Here is a 22,328-nt window from a genome sequence, read left to right on the forward strand (position 1 = left end):
CATAAAGCAGCTGATTAAACTTCTGATGCGGCTCACGCATATGCACGGCCGCATCAAAATGGATCAATATCGTATAAGTATGATTATTTCTTATTTTTTAATCCAATGCATCATTTCGCGGAGCTGCGCACCCACGACTTCAATCGGATGGTTGGCTTCGTTGCGGCGAGTCGCATTCAGGAATGCGCGGTTCGATTGGTTCTCCAAGATAAAGTCGCGAGCGAATTTACCTTGTTGGATGTCGGAAAGCACTTCCTTCATCGCCTTTTTCGTTTCTTCCGTTACGACACGAGGTCCAGTGACATAGTCGCCATACTCGGCCGTATTGGAGATGGAATCACGCATGTTAGCCATGCCGCCTTCATAGATCATGTCGACGATCAGCTTCATTTCATGCAGGCATTCGAAGTATGCCATTTCAGGAGCGTAGCCTGCTTCTGTCAACGTTTCAAAGCCGGCTTTGATCAGAGCCGTTACGCCGCCGCACAGGACAGCCTGCTCACCGAACAAGTCGGTTTCGGTCTCTTCACGGAAGGAGGTTTCAATAACCCCTGCACGGGTACAGCCGATGCCTTTGGCATAAGCCAGACCGATTTGCTTGGCTTGTCCAGTTGCATCCTGCTCGATCGCGATCAGGCCAGGAACGCCAAAGCCTTCAACGTAAGTACGACGAACCATGTGTCCAGGAGATTTAGGTGCTACGAGCAGCACGTCTGCGTCTTTTGGAGCCACGATTTGTCCGAAATGGATGTTAAAGCCGTGGGAGAACATCAATGCCGCGCCTTTTTTCAGGTTAGGCTCGATGTCGTTTTTGTATACAGAAGCTTGCGTTTCGTCCGGCATCAAAATTTGCACGATGTCTGCTTTGCTTGTCGCTTCAGCAACGGAGAGAACCTCGAAGCCATCGTTTTTCGCTTTATCGAAAGATTTGCCTTCGCGAAGGCCGATAATCACTTTTACACCGCTGTCACGCAGGTTTTGTGCTTGAGCATGCCCTTGGCTGCCGTAACCGATTACGGCTACTGTTTTACCTTTCAATACGCTAAGATCTGCATCCTGTTCATAATAAGTCGTAACTGCCATTGTTAAAATCCTCCTTTAATTTTAAAAGAACCCTTATGAAGAGCGGGTGTTTCAAGAGACCCATGCGAAGGTTATCAAGTTCGTGTATCGATCTCCTCAAACCCCCGCTCTTAGGCGGGTAGTTTAGTTCATTTCATCAAACTGCATGTTTATACATTACCACGGATCATTGCTGTTACGCCGGTACGGGAAAGCTCTCGGATACCGTACGGCTTCAGGAGCTCGATCATTGCGTCGATTTTGGTGGTATCTCCCACCACCTGCACCATCAGATTACGACTGCCGATATCAACGACCGATGCGCGGAAGGTTTCGACCACGCCCATAATTTCAGGGCGCTCTGCCGGCTCGGCGTTGACCTTGATAAGCGCAAGCTCCCTGCCTACCATAGGACTGATGCTGAGGTTAATAACTTTAATAACATCAATCAGCTTATACAGCTGCTTCTCGATCTGCTCGAGTGTCTGCTCGTCGCCAATGGTCACGATAACCATCCGCGAGAGTCCCGGTTCCTCGGATTGTCCGACGGTGATACTCTCAATATTGAATCCGCGGCGGCCGAAGAGGCCGGATACTCTTTGCAAAACACCTGGCTGATCATTCACTAGAACGGCAATGGTATGTCTCGTACTCATATTTATGCATCTCCCAACAACATTTGATCAATGGTCGAGCCTTGAGTTACCATCGGGTATACATTTTCACCCTTGCTTACCACGAACTCGACAACGACAGGTCCCGGTGTTTCCAGCGCTTCGGCCCAAGCTTTGCGGGCTTCTTCCTTGTTGGTCGCCCGAAGCCCTTTTACGCCGTAGGCTTCCGCCAGTTTGACAAAATCAGGGCTGCCCTCCAGGTTGATGTGGCTGTAGCGGTTATCGTAAATCAGCTCCTGCCACTGCCGGACCATGCCGAGAACCTGGTTGTTGATGATGACAATCTTGACCGGAATGTTATTGATGGCGCAGATGGCAAGCTCCTGTGAACACATTTGCATGCCGCCGTCACCATTGATCGAGATGACGAGCCGTTCCGGATGAGCCATTTGGGCACCGATTGCCGAAGGAAGGCCGAAGCCCATCGTTCCAAGTCCCCCGGAGGTGATCCAGGAACGCGGCTGGTTGAATTTGTAATACTGTGCCGCCCACATTTGATGCTGCCCGACGTCGGTCGTTACGATCGCTTCGCCCTTCGTCGTTTCGTTCAGCATCTCGATGACCCATTGCGGCTTCAGTACCGTCTCGGAATCCTGATAGCTGAAAGGCACTTCCGCATTCGATTGCTTGATCCATGCTCTCCATTCGTCTGCGCGATCCGCGCGCTTCACTTCCGGATTCAGCATTTCCAGCACCGTCTTCACGTCGCCGACGATCGGGATGTCTGTCGGAACGTTTTTGCCGATTTCGGCCGGGTCGATGTCGATATGCACAATTTTGGCATGCGGCGCGAATCCGTTCAGGTTGCCGGTGACCCGGTCGTCGAAGCGGGCGCCGATGTTGATCAAGAGATCCGCTTTTTGAATCGCCATGTTGGACGTATACGTTCCGTGCATACCTGGCATTCCGGTCCAAAGCTCATGGCCGCTCGGGAAAGCTCCGAGTCCAAGCAGCGTTGTCGTGATCGGAATTTCGGTCTTCTTCACGAACTCGTAAAGGGCTTCATGTCCGCCGGAGTAAATCACGCCGCCGCCGGCCAGAATCATCGGACGCTCTGATTCCTCTATCGCCTGCACGAGTTTGTCGAGCTGCAGCTTGTTCGGAACCATCCGAGGGTTATAACCCCGGAGATTTACCGCGTTGCTGCTGGGCTCAAACAAAGTCAATGTTGCTGAAACATCCTTCGGAATGTCGATTAACACGGGACCTTTGCGACCGGTCGAAGCAATGTGGAAAGCTTCGTGGATGACTCGCGGCAAATCTTTCACATCTCTGACCAGGTAGCTGTGCTTCGTAATCGGCATCGTGATGCCGGTAATATCCGCTTCCTGGAAAGCGTCAGTTCCGATCAGGGTTGTAGCCACGTTGCCGGTAATGACAACCAGAGGAACGGAATCCATGTAAGCTGTGGCAATTCCTGTGACCAGGTTTGTCGCCCCCGGTCCCGATGTTGCAATACATACGCCGACTTTACCGCTCGCTCTTGCATAGCCGTCCGCCGCATGAATCGCTCCCTGCTCATGACGAGTCAGCACATGCTTGAAATCCTCAAATCCATACATCGCATCATAAATATAAAGCACTGCCCCGCCCGGATATCCGAAAACACACTCGACGCCTTCCAGTAAAAGGCTGCGGAGCAGTATTTCCGAGCCGGTAATGACTTCCGGCTTCATCCATTTCTCACGTAGTTGTTCTGTAGACCGCACTTCAGGAGTTTGCGCGCTCATCAGTCATCCTCCTCCTCATAATTTACATACATGTAACATGCTAAGAAAACAAAAAACCTTCCGTCCTCCACGCAGAAATATTCTGCGTGAGGGACGAAAGGTTGTGCTTCCGTGGTACCACCCATTTTTGCCATGCATCTCGCGATGTCAGGCCTCATCAAGTATAGAAATCAGGATAACGCTGTAAAAGAGTCAGCCGTTTCCCCATACCCACCGTCCGTAACGTGGACTAACGATTCTCCCTAATAGGCTTTAACGCGTTTCAGGAAAACAGCTCCGAGGTGAGCTCGTATAAAAGGGATTTTGGTGGAGGTTGCAGCTGTTCCTCACACTCTCTGAGCAAAAGGGCCCTTTAAACTTCGTCCTCTTCATTGCCGATCACGATATATTCGTTAAAATGTTTAGACACATTATATGATCCCTCGAACTTAAAAGTCAATACCCATATTTTCAAAACGGCAAAAACGTCTACGCCGTTGACTACACACCGACGCCGCCCCTCCCTCATATGATGACATGTATTCACCTTTGGCAAAGCCCATCTTGAAGGGAGGACAGACGTCATGATCAGGTATCGGAGACCCAAACAGGATGATGCATTCATTCTTAAATTAATCGATTCCCAGCTTGTCCCGCTGTCGCATTTGAATGCGACCCAGCTCGAAGCCGTTCGCAAAGATATCCCGAAACGACTGGGGCGAGGCATTACGCTCATTGCCTGTCAAAATGTTGAAGATCATCCAGTCGGATTTGTTCATTTCATTCTGCATGGCGACCTGCTGTATATCGATATGTTGGCCGTCGCACCCGAATCCCAACGCAAAAGGTGGGGCAATACGCTGATGTTTCACGCGGAAAAATTTGCGGCGTCACGCGGGTGCAAGCGGTCCAAAGTCATGGTAGATGCCGGTAACGCCAGCGGCTTATCTTTTTATCAAAAGCTGGGTTATGTGATGGTGCGGTACCACACTCAAAATCAATGCCATGAGCTGGAAAAAACATTGTAAATCATACGGATTCCGAAGAAACTTCTGGTCTATTGAATCTTAGAAAAACCCAAACCCGCCTGGGTATCCCCCTGGATAACCGCCGGGACCATATCCCGGTACGCCGCCGTATGGAACCGGGCCGGGGCCGTAACCAAAGCCGCCGCCAAAACCGCCACCATAGAAACCTGCATAAGGCGCTGTTCCGATGGCCAGAAGATCGAACAAGACGAGAGGAATTATCGCCTTGGTTTGTACGTTTTTCCCTTTGCTGCGCTGAAGAATCAGGCGATTGCCGGATATGCGAACAAGTTTGCCGGTGACGAGATTCCCGTCTTTTTTAACCGCCACGATATGCTGACCGATCAGCTTTTGCGCTTGTTTACGGGTAACAGTCTGTTGCATGAGATCCCTCCTCCAAATGTGTTCAATGATAGTCTATTCCGCACATATCGAACGCGCCTGTTCCATAGCCCGGTGTACCTCCAAGTTATTAACCTAGCGTTGCGCCGCCTCTATCCTTCAACAACGCAAAAAGGCTGCATCCCTATGAAGGAATGCAGCCTTTTTTGACTTGCTTGTATTCGTTTTATCGCTTGCCCGGATCGTACGGTTCCCCGAGTGCGGCAGGTGCCGAAGATTTCCCGACTGCAGCCACGAGCACGATAACCGTGAGCACATAAGGCAGCATGTAGATAAACTCTTGCGGAATATCCTTGGACCAGGCGAACAATTGAAAATAATTTCCAATTGCCTGGGAGAAGCCGAAGAATACGGCTGCGCCAAAGGCGCCAAGCGGATTCCATTTACCGAAAATCATCGCCGCGATCGCGATAAAGCCTTGACCTGAAATCGTATTATACGAGAACGTATTGGTCGTGGTCAGCGTGATCGTCGCACCGCCCAGAGCAGCAAGCGCGCCGCTCAAAATAACGCCGATATAGCGCATGCGAAGCACCTTGACCCCCACCGTATCCGCAGCGCTCGGATGTTCGCCGACCGAGCGGAGGCGAAGTCCAAACGACGTTTTGTACAGCACATAGAAAGATACCAGCACCAGAATTATCGCCAGATACGTGGTCGGGTAGTTGTTAAAGATCCCTTCTCCGATAATCGGTATTTTCGACAGAAACGGAACAGGCCATTTATCCAGACCAAACTTCAGAAGCGTCGTTTCGCCAGCGCCGTCGAACAGCAATTTAACCATGTAAAGCGTGCTGCCAGCCGCCAGGAAGTTAATGACGACACCACTGATAACCTGATCGGCCTTGAAGGTGATGGACGCGACGGCATGAATCAACGATGCTATAATCCCCATGACCAGCGCAGCCAGCAAGCCGACATACGGAGAAGCACCTTCCATGCCGGCATTTTCCGCATAATAGGATGCGACGCCGGCAGCGAATGCGCCGAAAGTCATCAATCCCTCGATACCAATATTGGTGACACCGGAACGTTCAGAGAAGATGCCGCCCATGGCAGCAAAGATGAGCGCCGTAGAAAATACAAGCGTCGTATTAATCAGCTGGCCGATTGTTGTCATCCAATCCATTTACAACACCTTCTCTTTCTTGCGCTTTAGATACAAGGGTTTGAGAACCCAGCGCACAATACCTTGTGCAGCAATGAAGAATATGATCGAACCGATAACGATCCGAATAATTTCAGGCGGAACATCCGCACCGAAGCTCATGCCTGCGGAGCCGTAAGTCAGCACGCCGAACAGCGATGCGGACAACAAAATACCGAATGGATGGTTCATGCCGATCAGCGCCACCGCGATGCCGTCAAAGCCTACGCCCGGCGAGCCCGTAAAGATGGCCTGGTAATGGAACACGCCCAGAACCTGGAAAGCTCCGCCCAATCCGGCAAAGACACCACTGATAAACATCGCTTTGACGATGTTTTTCTTCACGTTCATGCCGGCATATTTCGCAGCATCCGCATTGTGTCCAACCGCTCTGAGCTCATAGCCCTGCTTGCTCTTCCACATGTAGATAAAGAAGAACACGGCTGCTAATATCGCAATGACCGTCCCCCAGTGCATCCGCGCATTATCGAATGCATCGGACAACCAGCCGATCGAAATAGAAGCGGTATCCTTGATTTCCTCGGATTTTTGCTGCCCCTTCTGGAGCAGGAAATTTCTCACGATATAGTTACCGAAATACAGCGCGGTCCAGTTCAGCATGATCGAGATAATAACCTCATTCACGCCGCGTTTGGCTTTCAGGTAACCGGTAATGCCAGCCCAAATGCCGCCGGCAAGGCCGCCGGCAATAATCGCAACCAGCGCATGCACGACGATCGGAAGACCGGACAGTTTGATCCCTACTGCTGTAGCTGCCGTCATCCCCATAATGTATTGACCTTCCGCACCAATGTTAAACAAGCCGGCGCGGAATGCAAAGGCAACCGCCAAACCCGTCATAATCAGCGGCGTAATTTCGCGGATCGCTTCCCCGAAATCATACGGATTGCCAAAAACGGTTGAAAACAAGGAGCTGTAAGCAAGCAGCGGATCATAACCGCCGATCAGCATAATAATGGCACCAACGATGAGGCCGAGAATAATGGCTACGACAGGCACCAGGAGGTTGTTCACAGAAAAGATTTTAAATACTTTGCTCATTATGCCTTCCCTCCCGCAATCTTACTGCCTGCCATCATGAGACCGAGCTCCTGGTCATTGGTTTGCTCCGGAAGCACTTCCCCGACGATTTGCCCCTCATAAATAACGGCAATCCGGTCGGAAACGTTAATAATCTCATCCAGCTCAAAGGAAATAAGCAGTACGGCTTTGCCTTGATCCCGCTGCGCTACCAGCTGCTTTTGGACGAACTCGATGGCACCGACGTCCAAACCGCGAGTCGGCTGGGCCGCGATCAGCAGATCCGGATTTTTATCTATTTCCCGGGCTATAATCGCCTTCTGCTGGTTACCTCCGGACAGGGAACGGGCTTTGGTCTCAATGCTTGGCGTTCTGACGTCAAAATGCTCGATCAGGCGTTTCGCCTGCTTGTCGATTGCGCCTTTCTTCAAGAAGCCGCCGCGATTGTACGGCGCCTGATAATATGTTTCCAAAACCATATTTTCACTCATGGAGAAATCAAGGACGAGTCCATGCTTATGACGATCTTCCGGTATATGAGATACGCCGCTTTCCGTGATCTGGCGCGGACTTTTGTTCGTAATGTCCTTGCCGTTCAGCTCAATGATCCCGGTATCCACATGTCTAAGGCCGGTTAAAGCCTCGATCAGCTCGCTTTGTCCGTTGCCATCCACGCCCGCAATGCCCAGGATCTCGCCTGCACGGACTTTAAGATTCAGATTATTCAGGACCGCAATAGCATCCTTATTTTTAGCCGTCAGTCCTTTAACCTCAAGCACCGTTTCTTTCGGCGTCGCCGGCTTCTTGTCCACTTTGAAGGACACGCTGCGTCCGACCATTTTCTCGGCCAGCTCATTCGGATTGGTTTCTGCCGTTTTCAAGGTATCAATCACCTTGCCCCGGCGGATGATCGTCACCGTATCCGAAATCTGCATGATCTCTTTCAGCTTGTGGGTAATGAGAATGATCGACTTGCCTTCCTCAACGAGGCGCTTCATAATCCCCATCAATTCGCTGATTTCCTGCGGTGTTAGCACAGCCGTCGGCTCGTCAAAGATCAGAATATCCGCACCGCGATAAAGCGTCTTCAAAATTTCGACGCGTTGCTGCATGCCGACGGAAATATCCTGAATCTTGGCATTCGGATTTACTTTGAGACCGTATTGGTCCGAGAGCTTTTTAATCTTGGCAACCGAAGTCTTGTAATCTACCTGAATGCCCATTTTCTTCGGCTCCATGCCCAGGATGATATTTTCTGTTACCGTAAAAGGCTGAACCAGCTTGAAATGCTGATGCACCATCCCGATGCCGAGCTCAATCGCCTTATTCGGGCTGTCAATCATAACAGGCTTGCCATTCACTTCAATACTGCCTTCATCCGGTTGATACAATCCGAAAACAATGTTCATCAAGGTTGATTTACCTGCACCATTCTCCCCGAGCAGTGCATGGATTTCGCCCTTGTGCAGCTTCAAGCTGATGGAGTCGTTGGCAACGATGCCGGGAAAGCGTTTGGTTATCTGCTTTAACTCAACGACAGGGGTTGCTGCATCCATGAGATCACCCTTATTTCAATATTTTTTGCTAAAGAACGTAAGACAAGGCCAGTTATATCAACCAGCCTTGCCGTTTAATAAACACATTAAATTCTCAGATGATCAGCGCTTGAAGATTATTCTTCAGGAACTTTGATTTCGCCGCTGATGATTTTTTGTTTGTAATCTTCCACTTCTTTAAGCACGTCCGCAGGAACGTTTTTGCTCGAAGTATCAGCCAAGCCAACGCCGTCTTCTTTCAGACCCAATGTCTCAGCTCCGCCTTTGAACGTACCGTCGATGACTTCTTTCGTTACCTTGTCAACCGCTGTGGATACGCCTTTAACCATGGAAGTCAGTGTAACGTCATCGCCGAATTCCAGGGATTGGTCTTTGTCTACGCCGATAACCCAAACTTTGCTGCCGCCAGCTTTGTTACGGGAAATCGCTTCGTTAAACACGCCAGTACCAGTAGCGCCAGCAGCGTGGAAGATGATGTCTACGCCGTCATTGTACATGGTAGCTGCAGCCGCTTTACCTTGGTCAGGCTTGTCGAATGCGCCAGTGTAGTTGATTTTGATTTCAGCGTTAGGGTTAGCTTGTTTCACGCCAGCCTTGAAGCCTGCTTCAAAACGTTTGATAACCGGAATTTCAGAACCGCCGACAAAGCCGACTTTACCTGTTTTCGTCATTTTACCAGCAACGACACCAACCAGGAAAGCACCTTCGTTCTCTGCAAACGTTACAGAGCGTACGTTAGGAGCGTCGACAACTGCATCGATGATCGCCAGGTGTGCATCCGGATTTTGGTCTGCAACGGTTTTCATGTCCGCTCCGAGGTCAAAGCCAATGCCCCAAGTCAGGTCATATTTGTCTTTAACGTATTTGTTCAGGTTTGTTACATAGTCTTCTTTGGATTTCGATTGCAGGTATTTAGCTGTGATGCCTTTGTCTTTTTCCAAGCCTTGAAGTGCTTCCCAAGCGGATTGGTTAAAGGATTTATCATTAACCCCGCCCACGTCAGTTACCAGACCTACTTTAACAGCGGACTTTGCAGTTCCCGCAGAATCTCCGCCGGATGCGCCTGTCTCTTCTTTCTTTTTACCGCAGCCAGCAAGCACGACTGAAAACGCGAGCAGCATAATCAGCGATAATTTGAACATCTTTTTCATTGAAATTTGTCCCCCTAGAATGAATTCTTTCCTCTCATTCGTCCAGCCCCGCAAGCAATTGATCTATGGTCAATTAATCGCAAGAAAAGGCTTGTACAAATGTTGGACTTTTCACATTTCAGATTATACCTGCTCGTATCGTCAAAATCCAGCATATTTATATCCGAAACGAAATTTTTTTTGAGCAAAAATAAAAGAAAGCGCTTTATAATGGTAAAATAATACAGTTTACGTAACGTAAATGTCACATATTGTGACAAAATGCGTTAATGCGTTAAAAGATTACCGTACCATTACGATATGGTTGCCCTGCTACTTCTCTTCCATGGCGTATCAATGTCACTTTTGCTCGCATCACGATAGGCCCGTTTTCATTCCAAAAAAAACCGCCGGTTAAGGCGGTTTTACTTATACAATGAACGCTAGATTAAGCGTTGATTTTACCTTTTGCAACAGTAGCGATGGAGTTGAATGCGTTGATGTCATTCACAGCGAGATCAGCCAGCATTTTGCGGTTGATGTCCACGCCAGCCAGTTTCAAACCGTGCATCAGTTTGTTGTAGGACAATCCGTTCATGCGGGCAGCCGCGTTGATACGAACGATCCACAATCTGCGCAGGTTACGTTTGGTTTGACGACGGTCACGGTATGCATATACCAAAGACTTCATCACTTGTTCGTTAGCTGTTTTAAAAATGCGGTGTTTGGAACCGAAATAACCTTTTGCAAGTTTCAATACTTTCTTATGTCTACGACGAACAACGAATCCGCCCTTTACTCTTGCCATAATAATAAACCTCCCAAAAATGTGTTGTTAACTATTTCAAGTTAGCCAAGCCTTGTTTCAAGCGTCTTACATCCCCCGGAGCCATTTCTGGGTTACCAGCGAGCACGCGTTTAGCGCGTTTGGATTTGTGGGAAAGCAAATGGTTTCTGTAAGCTTTGTAACGAGTTACTTTACCGGAACCAGTTACTTTGAAGCGGCCTTTCAGGCTGCTATGTGTTTTCATTTTAGGCATTGTACTTCCTCCTCAGGACTATTGGGCTTTTGGAGCCAGAATCATAATCATGCTGCGGCCTTCCAATTTCGGTTGGCGTTCAACTGCGGAAATCTCGGCGACCTCTGCTTTGACGCGTTCCAAAATCTTTTGGCCAATGTTGGCGTGAGTGATCTCACGTCCGCGGAAACGGACGGAGCATTTCACTTTGTCGCCTTCTTTCAAAAACTTGACGACATTGCGAAGCTTGGTTTGATAATCATGCTCCTCAATGTTAGCTCGGAACCATACTTCTTTGATATCAACGATTTTCTGATTCTTACGGGCCTCTTTTTCTTTTTTCTGCTGCTCATAGCGGAACTTGCCGTAATCCATGATGCGGCATACCGGTGGTTTCGCCTGAGGCGCCACATTCACCAAGTCAAGATTCAGGTCCATCGCCATTTGAAGTGCTTCCCGAATCGGTTTGATACCGATCTGTTCGCCTTCCGCGCCGACCAAACGAACTTCCTTCGCCCGAATTTCGTCATTAATCATATGATCCTTACTGATAACCGTCCACCTCCATGTTCTTATGGGTGATTCTCAAGAAAAAGCAAAATTAAAAGGGATACCGGTGTCATCTACCAGCATCCCTATGATCAATTCTTCATGAAATTTCGCATTCATAAATCATCGGACCATGACCCGCCAACCTTCGTCAGTCAGGTGAGAAGCTGGTGCTTCTGCTTGAAAATCCATTTGTTATTAAAGTACTTGAGTATATTACCACGCAAGTCTCGCCCCTGTCAACCTTGAGCGCCAAAAATTATCCCTGCTTGCTTTGGACTTCCTCCAGGCGTACGACACGAGTATGCTCCGTATGGCTCCATTGCTTGTTGTTCTGCGTAAAGAATGCGTAGAACGTAATCGGATACCAGGAAATCAGGTAAATCGGGAAGAGGATCAAATACAGATACACCTTCTTGTAAGTCACCTTTTCCAGGAACATGGCTGCAAGGAACGTAAACACGTTAGCCGCAATAGCTGTGAAGCTGAGCCACACCGGCAGGTATCCGTACAGGTTCGCAATATGCGGACCCTGGAAAAATGTACTGTCCACCCACATGATCGCAGTCATCAGGAAAGTCAGAAGCACGATATATACGTTCGCTCCATATAAAGCTAGGTCAAGCTTAACCAGGCTGCGTTCCTTGATGCTCTGCCAGAGCAGCGGGAAGAAGTAGCGGCGTGCCACCGTAAAGTGTCCCTGCATCCAGCGCAGGCGCTGTCTTGCCGAAGCTTTGAAGGTCAAAGGCTTCTCGTCGAATACTTTGGCATCGTAATTGAATTTCGGATACACGCCGCGTTTTACGCTGCGCATCGTAAATTCAAGGTCCTCTACCAGGCTGGTCGCTCCCCAGCCGATTTCCTTCAGCAGATTGGTTTCAAAACACATCCCCGTACCGCCGAGGAAGTTGGCCATGTTCATGTTATGGCGCGAAAGCTGCCACAAACGGTTGATGTACCAATACGAAATACCGTAAGCGGCCGTGATCCAGGAATCCTCCGGATTCTTGGTATCGATGTATCCTTGAATAACGCGTGCGCCGGAGCACAGATCATCGTTCATTTCCTTCAGGAAGTTGACATCCGCCAGATTGTCCGCGTCGAACATGACGACGGCATCATACTGGCGAGGCATTGCCCAGAGCTCTTTGAGCATCCATTCGATGGCATAGCCTTTGCCGCGAAGATTGTTGTTCGTGCGGACACAGGCATTCATGCCGTGCTCCCGGACGATCTTCGCCGTATTGTCCGTACAGTTGTCGCAGATGACGAAAACGTCATACAGCTCCTTCGGATAGTCCAGCTGCTTCAGGTTCTCCATCAGCGCGCCTACGACCTGCTCCTCGTTATGAGCGGCCACCAGCACGGCAAAGGATTTTGTTGCCGAGTAATGCCGTTTCTTCTTTTTCCTGTACAGACCCAATATTGAGAACACAAACTGGTATACACCGATCGCGGCAAGAAGAACCTGCAACGCGATAAAAATGGCGTCTATCATGATTCTCAGAACCCCCCTTTTTTACCCCTCATAATCGATTTTTCTCTCTGTAGATTACGGATTCTTTTTTACGGTTCTTTTTTCTATGACCCTTAGACCCTTGGCATTCGAATTTTTCATTTTTCCGTATGTCTTCGAACGACATATCGATTTTCCACGGTTTTCAGCTTTTTGTCAAAAGCTCAATAACTGCCCCTGTTCCTAAAAAGCGGAATAGAAGCGTTATCCTGACCGTCTGACACACATCAAGCTTATATTCATGACCGTTAGTTCTTATTTTCAGCTATTTACCGTTATTTTATTTCTTTAGTCCCCCCTTTTTTTAATCATCAATCCAGTTCTGAATCCCATCATAACCTTATTCCATATTTATAAACGAGATAAGTCCACGAAAAGTTGAGGTCAAGCCAGGTTTTGTTTACGGTTAAAAAACGCGCATAGACGCATCTTATTCAAAAGAAGGCTTGCTTGAATCGATCCGGCAAGATAGAAAACCCTTCTTCGAATTTTATACTTTCTCATCTTTTAAACGCACGGTCGCTGTTTGAATCATTGTAAAGGTTCTGTAAAGTGAAGTCAAAATTACCCCTCTTCTACCCGGAATACAGGACTTTCGCCTTGAAAAAGACTCCGATAGAAAATATGATTAATTGAAAGTGGAAGGTTCCTTAAGCCGCCGCAAGACAAATACAGCCTTGAGAAAGGCATAATCGGGGGAATGGAATGAGACGTTTGCTCATGGGATTCATGCGGATCGACAGGAAGCTGTTTAAGTATATTAACGGACGTCTCCATAATCGTTTTCTTAATTTTTGGCTCTATTATTTAACCCACCTGGGCGGCGCCACCTTCGCGATTGCCGCAAGCGTGCTGATCTGGTACTTCGGCTCCCCTTCGTGGAGCAAGTCCGGCGCGCAGGCTGCCGTATCGCTGGCTGTAAGCCATGTGCCGGTCGCTGCCGCCAAAAAGCTGTATCCTAGGCTTCGCCCCCATCTGGCATTGCCGGGAACGCGTACGTTCCGCAATCCGCTTAAAGATCATTCTTTTCCGTCCGGTCATACGACGGCCGCCTTTTCTGTGGCCATCCCGCTGATCCTGGGGCATCCGGAATGGATCTATCTGTTCCTGCCTCTGAGCCTTTTGGTAGGGTTTTCCCGGATCTATCTGGGCCTTCATTACCCCTCAGATGTTCTCGCGGGTGCGATCATCAGCACATCCGTAGCCGCAGTAACAGTTGCATTGTGGCCCTAAAGTCGATTATGTTGGGTATAAGGAAAAACATGCAGGAACAGGTGAATTGAGAGTGATAAAAAAAAGAGTATTGTTATTATCTGAAGGCTTCGGTGCTGGACATACTCGAGCTGCGTACGCACTCTCAAGCAGTCTACGCAAACTCTCACCGAATGTTCAGACGAAAGTCCTTGAACTTGGAAGTTTTTTGAACCCGAAGGTTGCGCCTTTAATCATTACAGCATATAAAAAGACCGTGCTTTCCCAGCCTAGGCTGGTCGGCATGATGTACCGCCATCAATATAACAAGTCGCTGAACCGGTTTACGACGCTCGCGCTGCACCGCATCTTTTATACGCACACGAAAAATGTCGTCAATCAGCTCAGGCCGGATATTGTCGTATGTACGCATCCGATCCCGAGCGCCGTCATTTCCCGCCTGAAGCGTCTCGGCGAAAAAATTCTGCTGTGCACGGTCATCACCGATTACGACGCCCATGGAACATGGATCAGTCCCGAGGTCGACCGATATCTCGTCTCCACCCAAGAGGTGCGTAACAAGATGATTCATCAAGGGGTGCCCCCAACGCGCATCAAGGTAACAGGCATTCCGGTCCACCCCAGCTTTTGGGAGCATCCTGAAAAAGAGGAAATCCTGTCGAAATTTCAGCTGAAGGATATGCCTACCGTCATGGTCATGGGCGGCGGCTGGGGCATCATGAGCGATGAGGTCATCAACGACTTTTTGACAAGATGGAGAGATGATGTCCAATTTCTTTTCTGTCTCGGAAACAATGAGAAGGCGCTGAAGAAGCTGGAGCTCGACCCCCGCTATAACCATCCCAACATCCGTCTCATCGGCTTTACGCTTGAAGTGGATAAGCTGATGGAGGTATCGGATCTGCTGGTCACCAAACCCGGCGGAATGACCTGCACCGAGGGGCTCTCCAAAGGGATTCCCATGCTCTTTCATCATCCCCTCCCGGGTCAGGAGGAAGAGAACTGCCATTATTTCACGGCACAGGGTTTGGGCGAGCCCATTTCTTCGCTGGAAGTCATCGTGAAATGGATGAACAAGCTCACCCATGAGCTCGACGCCATCCGCGCGCGCAGGGAAGAGCAGCTGAAAGGCATTGCCCGCTACCGTCCGCTGGAAAGCGCGCAGAGCATCATCGATATGCTGGAATCAAAGAAGGTGCCTTCGTAGGAAGGCACCTTCTTTTTCATGTTTATGTTCGCGATGAATTTCTTTACTGGTTGAATTACGCTTCGTCCTCTGCAGCCGACTCCGGCTTCTGCGGCTTCTCCTGCAGGCGGTAGTTGTCGAGCCGGTGCTCCTGGTAACGCCGCAGCGCCTCATCCCCCACAATTGCCTCGCAGCGGTGAATGTTCACGCCCTGTCCGAAAAACTTCGTTTCGTATTCGGTCATGACATGCTCCTCATTCGCGCCCTCCCGGTGAAGGCTCAGCGAAATGTTCGTCATCTGCAGACCGTAGTCCGCAAAGGCATTTAGCGAGAATTCAAACAGCGTCTGTGAGTCGGTCTTCAAATGAATTTCCCCGTTGGCATTCAGCAAAGTGCGGTATTTCTCCAAAAAACGAGGATGTGTCAAACGGCGGCGCGCATGCTTGGCTTTGGGCCAAGGATCACTGAAATTCAGAAAAATCCGCTCGATTTCGCCTTCAGCAAACACTTCTTCCAAAAACTCGACATTGGCCAAAGCAAGGCGCAAATTCGGCGGAACTTCGACATTCCGCTCAGACCAGGCCAACCGCGCCTTCTCGCTCGCCCGGCGAAGAAGCTCGTCATACATATCGATGCCTATAAAATTAATATCCGGGTTCCGGAAGCTCATCTGGCTGATAAACTGTCCCTTGCCCATGCCAAGCTCCACATAAATCGGATGATCATTGCCAAAAAGCGTGTGCCACTTTCCTTTATACGACCGGGGATCGAGAACAACGAAGCCTTCCTGCTCCTCGAGATTCTCCCGGATTCCTTTTCTGCCGCGTAAACGCATGTTATACCTCCGCTTTCATACTGAACTGTCCGGCATCCGCTTCAGGCATGCCCGCTGCGGACGGCTACTGCAATATTGTGCCGAAGATACGGACAAATGTAAAGAGCGCGAGCAGAAGAAATTGCATTCGAAGCGATCTTTTCCCCCGAATAAAAGAAAAAGAATCCCGGCCTCCCTGCAAACAGAGGGGCGCAGAATTCCTTTTCCAAATCTATTTGGAATTGGGGTCCAACGATTTCATTGTTGTTAGTCTAACCTATCTTGATACTGAAAATCAAATGTCTTTTCGAACGCTTTGCGAATTTTTCGGCGGGCTTCTGCCGTAACCTCCGGATTCCCGTTAAATTTAACGCCCGTCAAGGCAAGCGCTTCTTCCGGAGTCAATTCCACAGCGATCTTGCCCTTCCCTGATGCCTCTGCGGTTAAAGAATTCATCATTATCACCTCACGGATAATATGGTAGCCGGAACGTCATGCTTTTATGAATTCTGCTATATTCTTACCCAAGATGAAAGCGTTTGACGCTACTTTAAAGATAACATTTCATGTAAGTTATTTCAATAAAGCATATGCCCGTTTTATGCTCAAAATGACTCGTTCTTTCGCCTTTCATACCCTTTGCCGATTTTTTTTGCTACAATAGAGCAAGCGTAAAAACACTACCGGTTATCAACCTTGCTGATCTATACAAAGGAGCACCTTGGAATGAACCTACCAACGGCTGAATCTCCGCGCTTGTGGGGAGACAAAAGATTTCATACCTGGAATTACGAAATGCGCGGCGAGTTTAACGAAAAAGTATTTAAAGTTATGCTCGACGCAGGCTTTACTTGTCCAAACCGCGACGGCACGATCGCCAGAGGCGGCTGCACCTTCTGCAGTGCCAGAGGGTCGGGCGACTTTGCCGGCAAACGGCGCGATGACCTCGTCACCCAGTTTGGCGATATCCGGGACAAGCAGCATCTGAAATGGCCGAGCGCCAAATACATCGGCTATTTTCAAGCCTATACCAACACCTATGCTCCGGTGGAAGTCCTGCGGGAGTATTACGAGACCATTCTGGAGCAGCCCGGCGTTGTCGGCTTATCGATTGCGACCCGTCCGGATTGCCTGCCGGACGATGTCATCGAATATTTGGCAGAACTGAACGAAAGAACCTATCTGTGGGTCGAAATGGGGCTGCAGACGGTTCACGACTCGACCTCCGAACTGATTAACCGCGCCCATGATACCCAGTGCTTTGTCGATGCGGTCGAGAAGCTCCGCAAACGGGGCATCCGGGTATGCGCGCATATCATCTACGGTCTGCCGCAGGAGACCCATGAAATGATGCTGGACACCGGGCGCGCCGTCGCGCACATGGATGTTCAGGGCATTAAAATTCACCTGCTGCATCTGATGAAAGGAACGCCGATGGTGCGGCAATACGAAGCCGGCCTGCTGCGCTTCCTCGAGCAGGACGAATACATCAAGCTGATAGCCGATACGCTGGAAATGCTGCCGCCGGATATGATTGTACACCGGCTCACCGGCGACGCCCCGCGCAAGCTTCTCATCGGCCCGACATGGAGCCTTAAGAAGTGGGAAGTGCTGAATGGCATTGATGCGGAGCTGAGAACACGGGATTCCTGGCAAGGCAAGTATTGGAGGGAAGCGTAACATGGGCTTTCTTTCGGTACTGAGCTTCGCGCACAAGGAGATCGAAGGCCGTCTCCGGCCGGGGGATGCCGCCATTGACGCAACCGTAGGTACGGGTGCCGACACGGTCTTTCTAGCCAAAGCGGTTGGCGCCAAAGGACGGGTCTACGGCTTCGACATTCAGGAGCAGGCGCTGGCGCTTACCGAGCAGCGCATCTCCCGGGAGCCGGCTGGCAGCCTGGCTCCTGTTACGCTCTTTCTCGCCAGCCATGGCTTGATGAAGGAATGCCTTCCGCCGGAGGAACACGGAAGCGTGGGCGCCGTGATGTTCAATCTCGGCTATTTGCCGTCGCAGGATGCCGACAAACAGATTATTACGGAGACCGGCAGCACCCTTCAGGCACTTGAAGCGGCACTTACGCTGCTTCGTCCGAAAGGAATCATCACAGCCGTGCTTTATCCGGGACATCCCGGCGGAGAAGCGGAAGCTGCGGCTGTGACGGCTTGGGCTTCAAGCCTCCCGCAGGAGATTTGCCAAAGTATCGTATACCGGCAGCTTCAGCGCAGCGATGCGCCCTACGCCATCGCGATTGAGAAAAAACGGTAAACCGCAGTGCCACATCCATCATGTGCACCTCAACATATACAGAATACGCGGTTTGATTCATCCATCAGATTATTGACTATGAAAGGAAGATGCAGCTATGACACAACCTTATCCACTGTTATTCCAACCTGAATTCAAGGAACGCGTTTGGGGCGGCCGCGCCCTCGAGCAGTTTGGTCTCACCCCTCCGGAGGGATATATTGGCGAAGGCTGGATGATCGCCGATCATCCGAACGGCACCACCACCGTCGTTAATGGCGAGCTTGCCGGGCAGGGACTGGATCAAATCCGCGAGCAGCTCGGTAAGGAATGGTTCGGCAGCAAGGGGTTCTCGGAGAAAAATGGCCGCTTCCCGCTGCTGATCAAGCTGCTGGACTGCAATGATAATCTGTCCGTTCAGGTACACCCGACGGACGACTATGAAGGGCTTCCCAAGGGAGAGCTCGGTAAAACCGAAATGTGGTATGTGCTTGACGCCAAGCCGGGAGCCAAAATCATTTACGGCCTGAAGGACGGCGTGACCCGTGAAAGCATGAAAGAAGCACTGGAAAACGGAACCGTGATGGACACGCTGCGCGAGGTATCCGTGGAAGCCGGTGATACCTTCTACATTCCAGCCGGCACGGTCCACGCCCTGTGTGCCGGCGTCGTGGTCGCGGAAATCCAGCAAAACTCGGATACGACTTACCGTATTTACGATTACGACCGTCCAGGCCTCGACGGCAAGCCGCGTGAGCTGCATATCGAGGATTCCTTGAATGTGACCGCCTTTGACGGCTCCGGCGCGACGACGATGAAGACGGATGGGCTTGCCGCCGGCCAGTGGCTGCAGCTCGCCAAGTCCCCTTACTTTATTGTGGAAAAAGGAATCGTAGACGGGGCATGGAATCTCGCCACAACGTCTGAAAGCTTTACTATCCTTGTCATTTGCGAAGGCAGCGGAACGATGAGCTGGAATAGCGGATCCATGGAATACAAAGCGGGGCAGTGCTTCCTTCTGCCTGCCAACCTCGGTTCGTATACGCTGGAGGGCCAGGCTACCGTACTTCGTTCATATTTGCCGGAATAAAGCGATCGTTCTAAGGGGATGAAGCGCATAGAATACATCAGATGGCTGGATTGAACGCTGAAGGAGTGAATGGCATTGCAGGAGCATACCTTTACGATGACCGATCCGCATGGAACGCAAATCCATGTCTATAAATGGCTTCCGGAACCGGATACCCGCATCAGGGCTGTACTGCAGATATCGCACGGCATGTGCGAAACCGCCGAACGTTACGCTCGCTTTGCTCATGCCCTTACACAGGCTGGCTATGCCGTCTATGCTTCGGACCAACGCGGTCATGGACTTACGGCAGGCTCCATTGAAAAGCTCGGCGATGTTGGTGAGAACGGATTCCAGCTGATGGCCCAGGACCTCGTGCAGCTCGGCGGGCTGTTGAGAAATGCCCATCCCGGGGTTCCCTTATTCCTGATGGGACATAGCATGGGCTCCTTCCTGGTGCAAAAGGTCATCAGGACCTCATCGGAGGGCTATGACGGCTTTATTCTATCCGGCACGAACGGCCCGCGCGGCATGCTGAAGGCCGGCAGGCTCCTGGCCTCGATACAGCGCTCGGTTCAGGGCGACAGCCATCGCAGCCTGCTGATGAATGCCATTGTTTTTGGCGGCTTCAACCGCGCCTTCTCCCCCTCCCGTACGCGCTTCGATTGGCTGTCCCGGGATCCGGAGGAAGTGGACCGATATATTGAGGATCCCTTCTGCGGTGTAATCTGCACGACCTCCTTCTTTCGCGATTTTTTCGCCCTGCTGGAGGAAATCCAAGAACCTGGCGGATACAAAGGCATTCCGAAGCAGAAGCCGATCTACCTCTTCAGCGGCCAGCAGGATCCGGTCGGCCAGAACGGGAAAGGCGTCCGCCGGCTCGAGTCCATCTATCGCAACCTGGGCGTTACGGATGTGGAATGCCGATTGTACCCGGAAGGCCGCCATGAAATGCTGAACGAAACCAACCGCGATGAAGTGACCCGCGATGTCCTGGATTGGCTGGACCGCCATATACCGGCTGAGGCTTCAGCTCACTCATCAACCATCTAGATGCGGATGATTTTTTTCACGCTTTATACCAAAAACGCTCCTGGCTGCATGGAGGACCTATCCTCCACTGCCAAGAGCGTTTTTTATGCTTCAATTTAAATGGTAGTCCGTCGTCTACACGGCAGCCGAGTCCTTCGATGCTAAATCCAGGGTATAATATACCGGCTGCTCGCTTTCATCCTGCTGGTACAGCACCATCAGCAGCTGCTGAATCCGTCCGTCTTCCCCGGCCGGTTCGCCCGTGCCGCCTTCCAGGACGTCCTGCAGCGAGAATGGCAGCACCTCCAGCACGGCATGCTTCTGCAGCTCGCGTTCACTCATTTGTAGATCCGCGAAGCCGCCGGATACCTCCTCGGGCCGTTCCAGGACCGTACGCAGCAGCGAGCTCCATTCATCCTTGTCAATGGGTGCATCCCACCAAATCTTGCGCGGCTTGTACTTATGATTCTGGAAGTAGTCCAGCTTCATCAGGCCCAGCACGACATCCATCCGCTTTACACCGCGATACGACAGGAAGGCCGACAGCCGCATGAACAAATCCTCCAGCTGGTGGCCGATTTTTTGCCAGCCCTGCCCCTCCCAATAATCCCCGAACTCCTGGAAGAAATCGAACGGCGATTCAAACTCATGCTTCATCAGGTAATTCAGGGTATGGTCCAGCCGATGCGCGTTCCAGTATTTCTCCAGCACGTCCTCCAGCCGCTTCAAGCGAACGATATCCGCAAATGGAAGCTTGTGGCTGCCGAGAATTTCATACGGCGCTTGATCCATATAGGTGTAATCGTATTTTTCCGCGTTCAGTCTGAGTCCCGTTCCGCGCAGCATTTTCAAAAATCCAAGCTGCAGCTCCTCCGGTCTGAGCGCAAACACGTCATTAAAGGTTTTGCGGAACGTATCATAATCTTCCTCCGGAAGACCGGCGATCAAGTCCAGATGCTGCGCGATGCGCCCGCTGTTCTTGATGATGTTGACGGTACGGGACAGCTTCTCGAAGTTCTGCCGGCGCTTCACCAGCACATTCGTCGGATCATTCGTTGACTGCACGCCGATCTCAAAACGGAAAATCCCTGCAGGCGCGTTGTCGGCCAAAAATTGCAGCACCTCGGGACGCATGATATCCGCCGTGATCTCAAACTGGAAAATGCAGCCGCGATTGTTCTCGATCAGAAACTTGAACATTTCCATCGCATAGGTGTGGTTGATGTTAAAGGTGCGGTCAAGAAATTTGATCACCTTGGCGCCGTTATCGATGAGATACGTAATATCCGCCTTCACCCGTTCGATGTCGTAATAGCGCACCCCGTTTTCAATGCTGGAAAGACAGAATTGGCATTGGAACGGACAGCCGCGGCTCGTCTCGAAATAGACGATGCGTTTGCTTAAGAGCGGAATATCCTCCTTGAAGCGATGCGGCGACGGAAGGGAGTTCAGATCGCTTTTCGGACGGGGTGGATTGATAACAACTTCCTCCCCCTTCCGATAGGCGATCCCGTACACAAAATGATATTTCCGGTCGCCTTCAATCACCTGGAGCAAATGATGCAGCGTTTCCTCGCCATCGCCCATCACGATGAAGTCAACGCTTTGCGCACGTTCCATCCAATAGCCGGTATCATAGGAAACCTCGGGACCACCCAGAATGATCTTGACTTCAGGCATGACCTTTTTGACAATATCAATTACCCGGAGGGTCTCTTCGATGTTCCAGATGTAACAGGAAAAACCGATCACATCCGGCTTGCGCTGAAACAGATCCGAGACGATATTCATGACCGGGTCCTTGATGGTATATTCCGTCAGCTCGATATCGAATTCATGCTCGCTGTATGCCTTCAACAGTCGGATGGCGAGTGAGGTATGGATAAATTTGGCATTCAAGGTTGTTAAAATGACTTTCATGGTTTCACGTTCCTTCT

At 50.5% G+C, this 22,328-nt stretch carries 22 protein-coding genes; 7 read left to right on the top strand and 15 right to left on the bottom strand.

Annotated elements, in window-relative coordinates:
* Positions 1-90: 90 nt before the first annotated feature.
* The 3 genes from ilvC to ilvB all read right to left on the bottom strand — a co-directional run bounded on the left by ilvC (position 91) and on the right by ilvB (position 3,466).
* Complete coding sequence (gene ilvC, locus PCH05_RS03290) at positions 91-1,083, bottom strand: ketol-acid reductoisomerase (RefSeq protein WP_127600630.1); 993 nt, start codon at positions 1,081-1,083, stop codon at positions 91-93.
* A 149-nt stretch (positions 1,084-1,232) separates the two neighbouring features.
* Complete coding sequence (gene ilvN / locus PCH05_RS03295) at positions 1,233-1,718, bottom strand: acetolactate synthase small subunit (RefSeq protein WP_127600632.1); 486 nt, start codon at positions 1,716-1,718, stop codon at positions 1,233-1,235.
* A gap of 2 nt (positions 1,719-1,720) precedes the next feature.
* Positions 1,721-3,466, bottom strand: a complete 1,746-nt coding sequence (gene ilvB / locus PCH05_RS03300) for a biosynthetic-type acetolactate synthase large subunit (protein WP_127600634.1) — start codon at positions 3,464-3,466, stop codon at positions 1,721-1,723.
* A 563-nt stretch (positions 3,467-4,029) separates the two neighbouring features.
* Here ilvB and PCH05_RS03305 point away from each other — a divergent pair.
* On the top strand, positions 4,030-4,473 hold the full coding sequence (locus PCH05_RS03305; protein ID WP_127600636.1) for a GNAT family N-acetyltransferase: 444 nt from the start codon (positions 4,030-4,032) through the stop codon (positions 4,471-4,473).
* A 39-nt stretch (positions 4,474-4,512) separates the two neighbouring features.
* Here PCH05_RS03305 and PCH05_RS03310 read toward each other — a convergent pair whose 3' ends face one another.
* The 9 genes from PCH05_RS03310 to PCH05_RS03350 form a co-directional block, all read right to left on the bottom strand.
* Complete coding sequence (locus PCH05_RS03310) at positions 4,513-4,857, bottom strand: hypothetical protein (protein WP_127600638.1); 345 nt, start codon at positions 4,855-4,857, stop codon at positions 4,513-4,515.
* 184 nt (positions 4,858-5,041) lie between these two features.
* Positions 5,042-6,004, bottom strand: coding sequence for an ABC transporter permease (locus PCH05_RS03315; protein ID WP_127600640.1), 963 nt, complete (start codon positions 6,002-6,004; stop codon positions 5,042-5,044).
* Positions 6,005-7,084, bottom strand: coding sequence for an ABC transporter permease (locus PCH05_RS03320; protein ID WP_127600642.1), 1,080 nt, complete (start codon positions 7,082-7,084; stop codon positions 6,005-6,007). It abuts the gene before it with no gap.
* A complete protein-coding gene (locus tag PCH05_RS03325; protein ID WP_127600644.1) occupies positions 7,084-8,619 on the bottom strand; it encodes an ABC transporter ATP-binding protein in 1,536 nt (511 codons plus the stop codon). The genes PCH05_RS03320 and PCH05_RS03325 overlap by 1 nt, the downstream gene beginning before the upstream one ends.
* Before the next feature lie 116 nt (positions 8,620-8,735).
* Positions 8,736-9,770, bottom strand: a complete 1,035-nt coding sequence (locus PCH05_RS03330) for a BMP family ABC transporter substrate-binding protein (protein ID WP_127600646.1) — start codon at positions 9,768-9,770, stop codon at positions 8,736-8,738.
* 427 nt (positions 9,771-10,197) lie between these two features.
* Positions 10,198-10,557 (bottom strand): 50S ribosomal protein L20, encoded by a 360-nt coding sequence (gene rplT / locus PCH05_RS03335; protein ID WP_127600648.1) that lies wholly within the window; start codon positions 10,555-10,557, stop codon positions 10,198-10,200.
* A 31-nt stretch (positions 10,558-10,588) separates the two neighbouring features.
* Positions 10,589-10,789 (bottom strand): 50S ribosomal protein L35, encoded by a 201-nt coding sequence (rpmI, locus tag PCH05_RS03340; protein WP_076173245.1) that lies wholly within the window; start codon positions 10,787-10,789, stop codon positions 10,589-10,591.
* Between the two features lie 18 nt (positions 10,790-10,807).
* Positions 10,808-11,305, bottom strand: coding sequence for a translation initiation factor IF-3 (gene infC / locus PCH05_RS03345; protein ID WP_127600650.1), 498 nt, complete (start codon positions 11,303-11,305; stop codon positions 10,808-10,810).
* Positions 11,306-11,576: 271 nt separating this feature from the next.
* Positions 11,577-12,815, bottom strand: a complete 1,239-nt coding sequence (locus PCH05_RS03350; protein WP_127600652.1) for a glycosyltransferase family 2 protein — start codon at positions 12,813-12,815, stop codon at positions 11,577-11,579.
* 723 nt (positions 12,816-13,538) lie between these two features.
* Between PCH05_RS03350 and PCH05_RS03355 the strand changes: the two genes are divergently transcribed.
* Positions 13,539-14,066, top strand: a complete 528-nt coding sequence (locus PCH05_RS03355) for a phosphatase PAP2 family protein (RefSeq protein ID WP_127600654.1) — start codon at positions 13,539-13,541, stop codon at positions 14,064-14,066.
* 52 nt (positions 14,067-14,118) lie between these two features.
* Entirely contained in the window at positions 14,119-15,252 is a 1,134-nt protein-coding gene (locus PCH05_RS03360; protein WP_127600657.1) for an MGDG synthase family glycosyltransferase, read from the top strand.
* Between the two features lie 55 nt (positions 15,253-15,307).
* On the opposite strand, the gene trmB is transcribed toward PCH05_RS03360, so the two are convergent.
* Together trmB and PCH05_RS03370 are read right to left on the bottom strand one after the other, a co-directional pair.
* Positions 15,308-16,066 (bottom strand): tRNA (guanosine(46)-N7)-methyltransferase TrmB, encoded by a 759-nt coding sequence (trmB, locus tag PCH05_RS03365; RefSeq protein ID WP_127600659.1) that lies wholly within the window; start codon positions 16,064-16,066, stop codon positions 15,308-15,310.
* Positions 16,067-16,312: 246 nt separating this feature from the next.
* Positions 16,313-16,501, bottom strand: a complete 189-nt coding sequence (locus tag PCH05_RS03370; protein ID WP_127600661.1) for a hypothetical protein — start codon at positions 16,499-16,501, stop codon at positions 16,313-16,315.
* 270 nt (positions 16,502-16,771) lie between these two features.
* On the opposite strand from PCH05_RS03370, the gene mnmL reads away from it, so the two are divergent.
* The 4 genes from mnmL to PCH05_RS03390 all read left to right on the top strand — a co-directional run bounded on the left by mnmL (position 16,772) and on the right by PCH05_RS03390 (position 20,412).
* Positions 16,772-17,725, top strand: a complete 954-nt coding sequence (mnmL, locus tag PCH05_RS03375) for a tRNA modification radical SAM protein MnmL/YtqA (RefSeq protein ID WP_127600663.1) — start codon at positions 16,772-16,774, stop codon at positions 17,723-17,725.
* A 1-nt stretch (position 17,726) separates the two neighbouring features.
* Positions 17,727-18,311: a tRNA 5-(aminomethyl)-2-thiouridylate-methyltransferase MnmM gene (mnmM, locus tag PCH05_RS03380; protein ID WP_127600665.1), complete on the top strand. Its 585-nt coding sequence runs from the start codon at positions 17,727-17,729 to the stop codon at positions 18,309-18,311.
* Positions 18,312-18,408: 97 nt separating this feature from the next.
* On the top strand, positions 18,409-19,380 hold the full coding sequence (locus PCH05_RS03385; protein ID WP_127600667.1) for a type I phosphomannose isomerase catalytic subunit: 972 nt from the start codon (positions 18,409-18,411) through the stop codon (positions 19,378-19,380).
* 75 nt (positions 19,381-19,455) lie between these two features.
* Entirely contained in the window at positions 19,456-20,412 is a 957-nt protein-coding gene (locus PCH05_RS03390) for an alpha/beta hydrolase (protein WP_174806218.1), read from the top strand.
* A gap of 114 nt (positions 20,413-20,526) precedes the next feature.
* On the opposite strand, the gene PCH05_RS03395 is transcribed toward PCH05_RS03390, so the two are convergent.
* A complete protein-coding gene (locus PCH05_RS03395; protein WP_127600671.1) occupies positions 20,527-22,311 on the bottom strand; it encodes a B12-binding domain-containing radical SAM protein in 1,785 nt (594 codons plus the stop codon).
* Positions 22,312-22,328: the final 17 nt, after the last annotated feature.

Source organism: Paenibacillus chibensis (genome assembly GCF_004001045.1).
Taxonomy (GTDB): domain Bacteria; phylum Bacillota; class Bacilli; order Paenibacillales; family Paenibacillaceae; genus Paenibacillus_AQ; species Paenibacillus_AQ chibensis.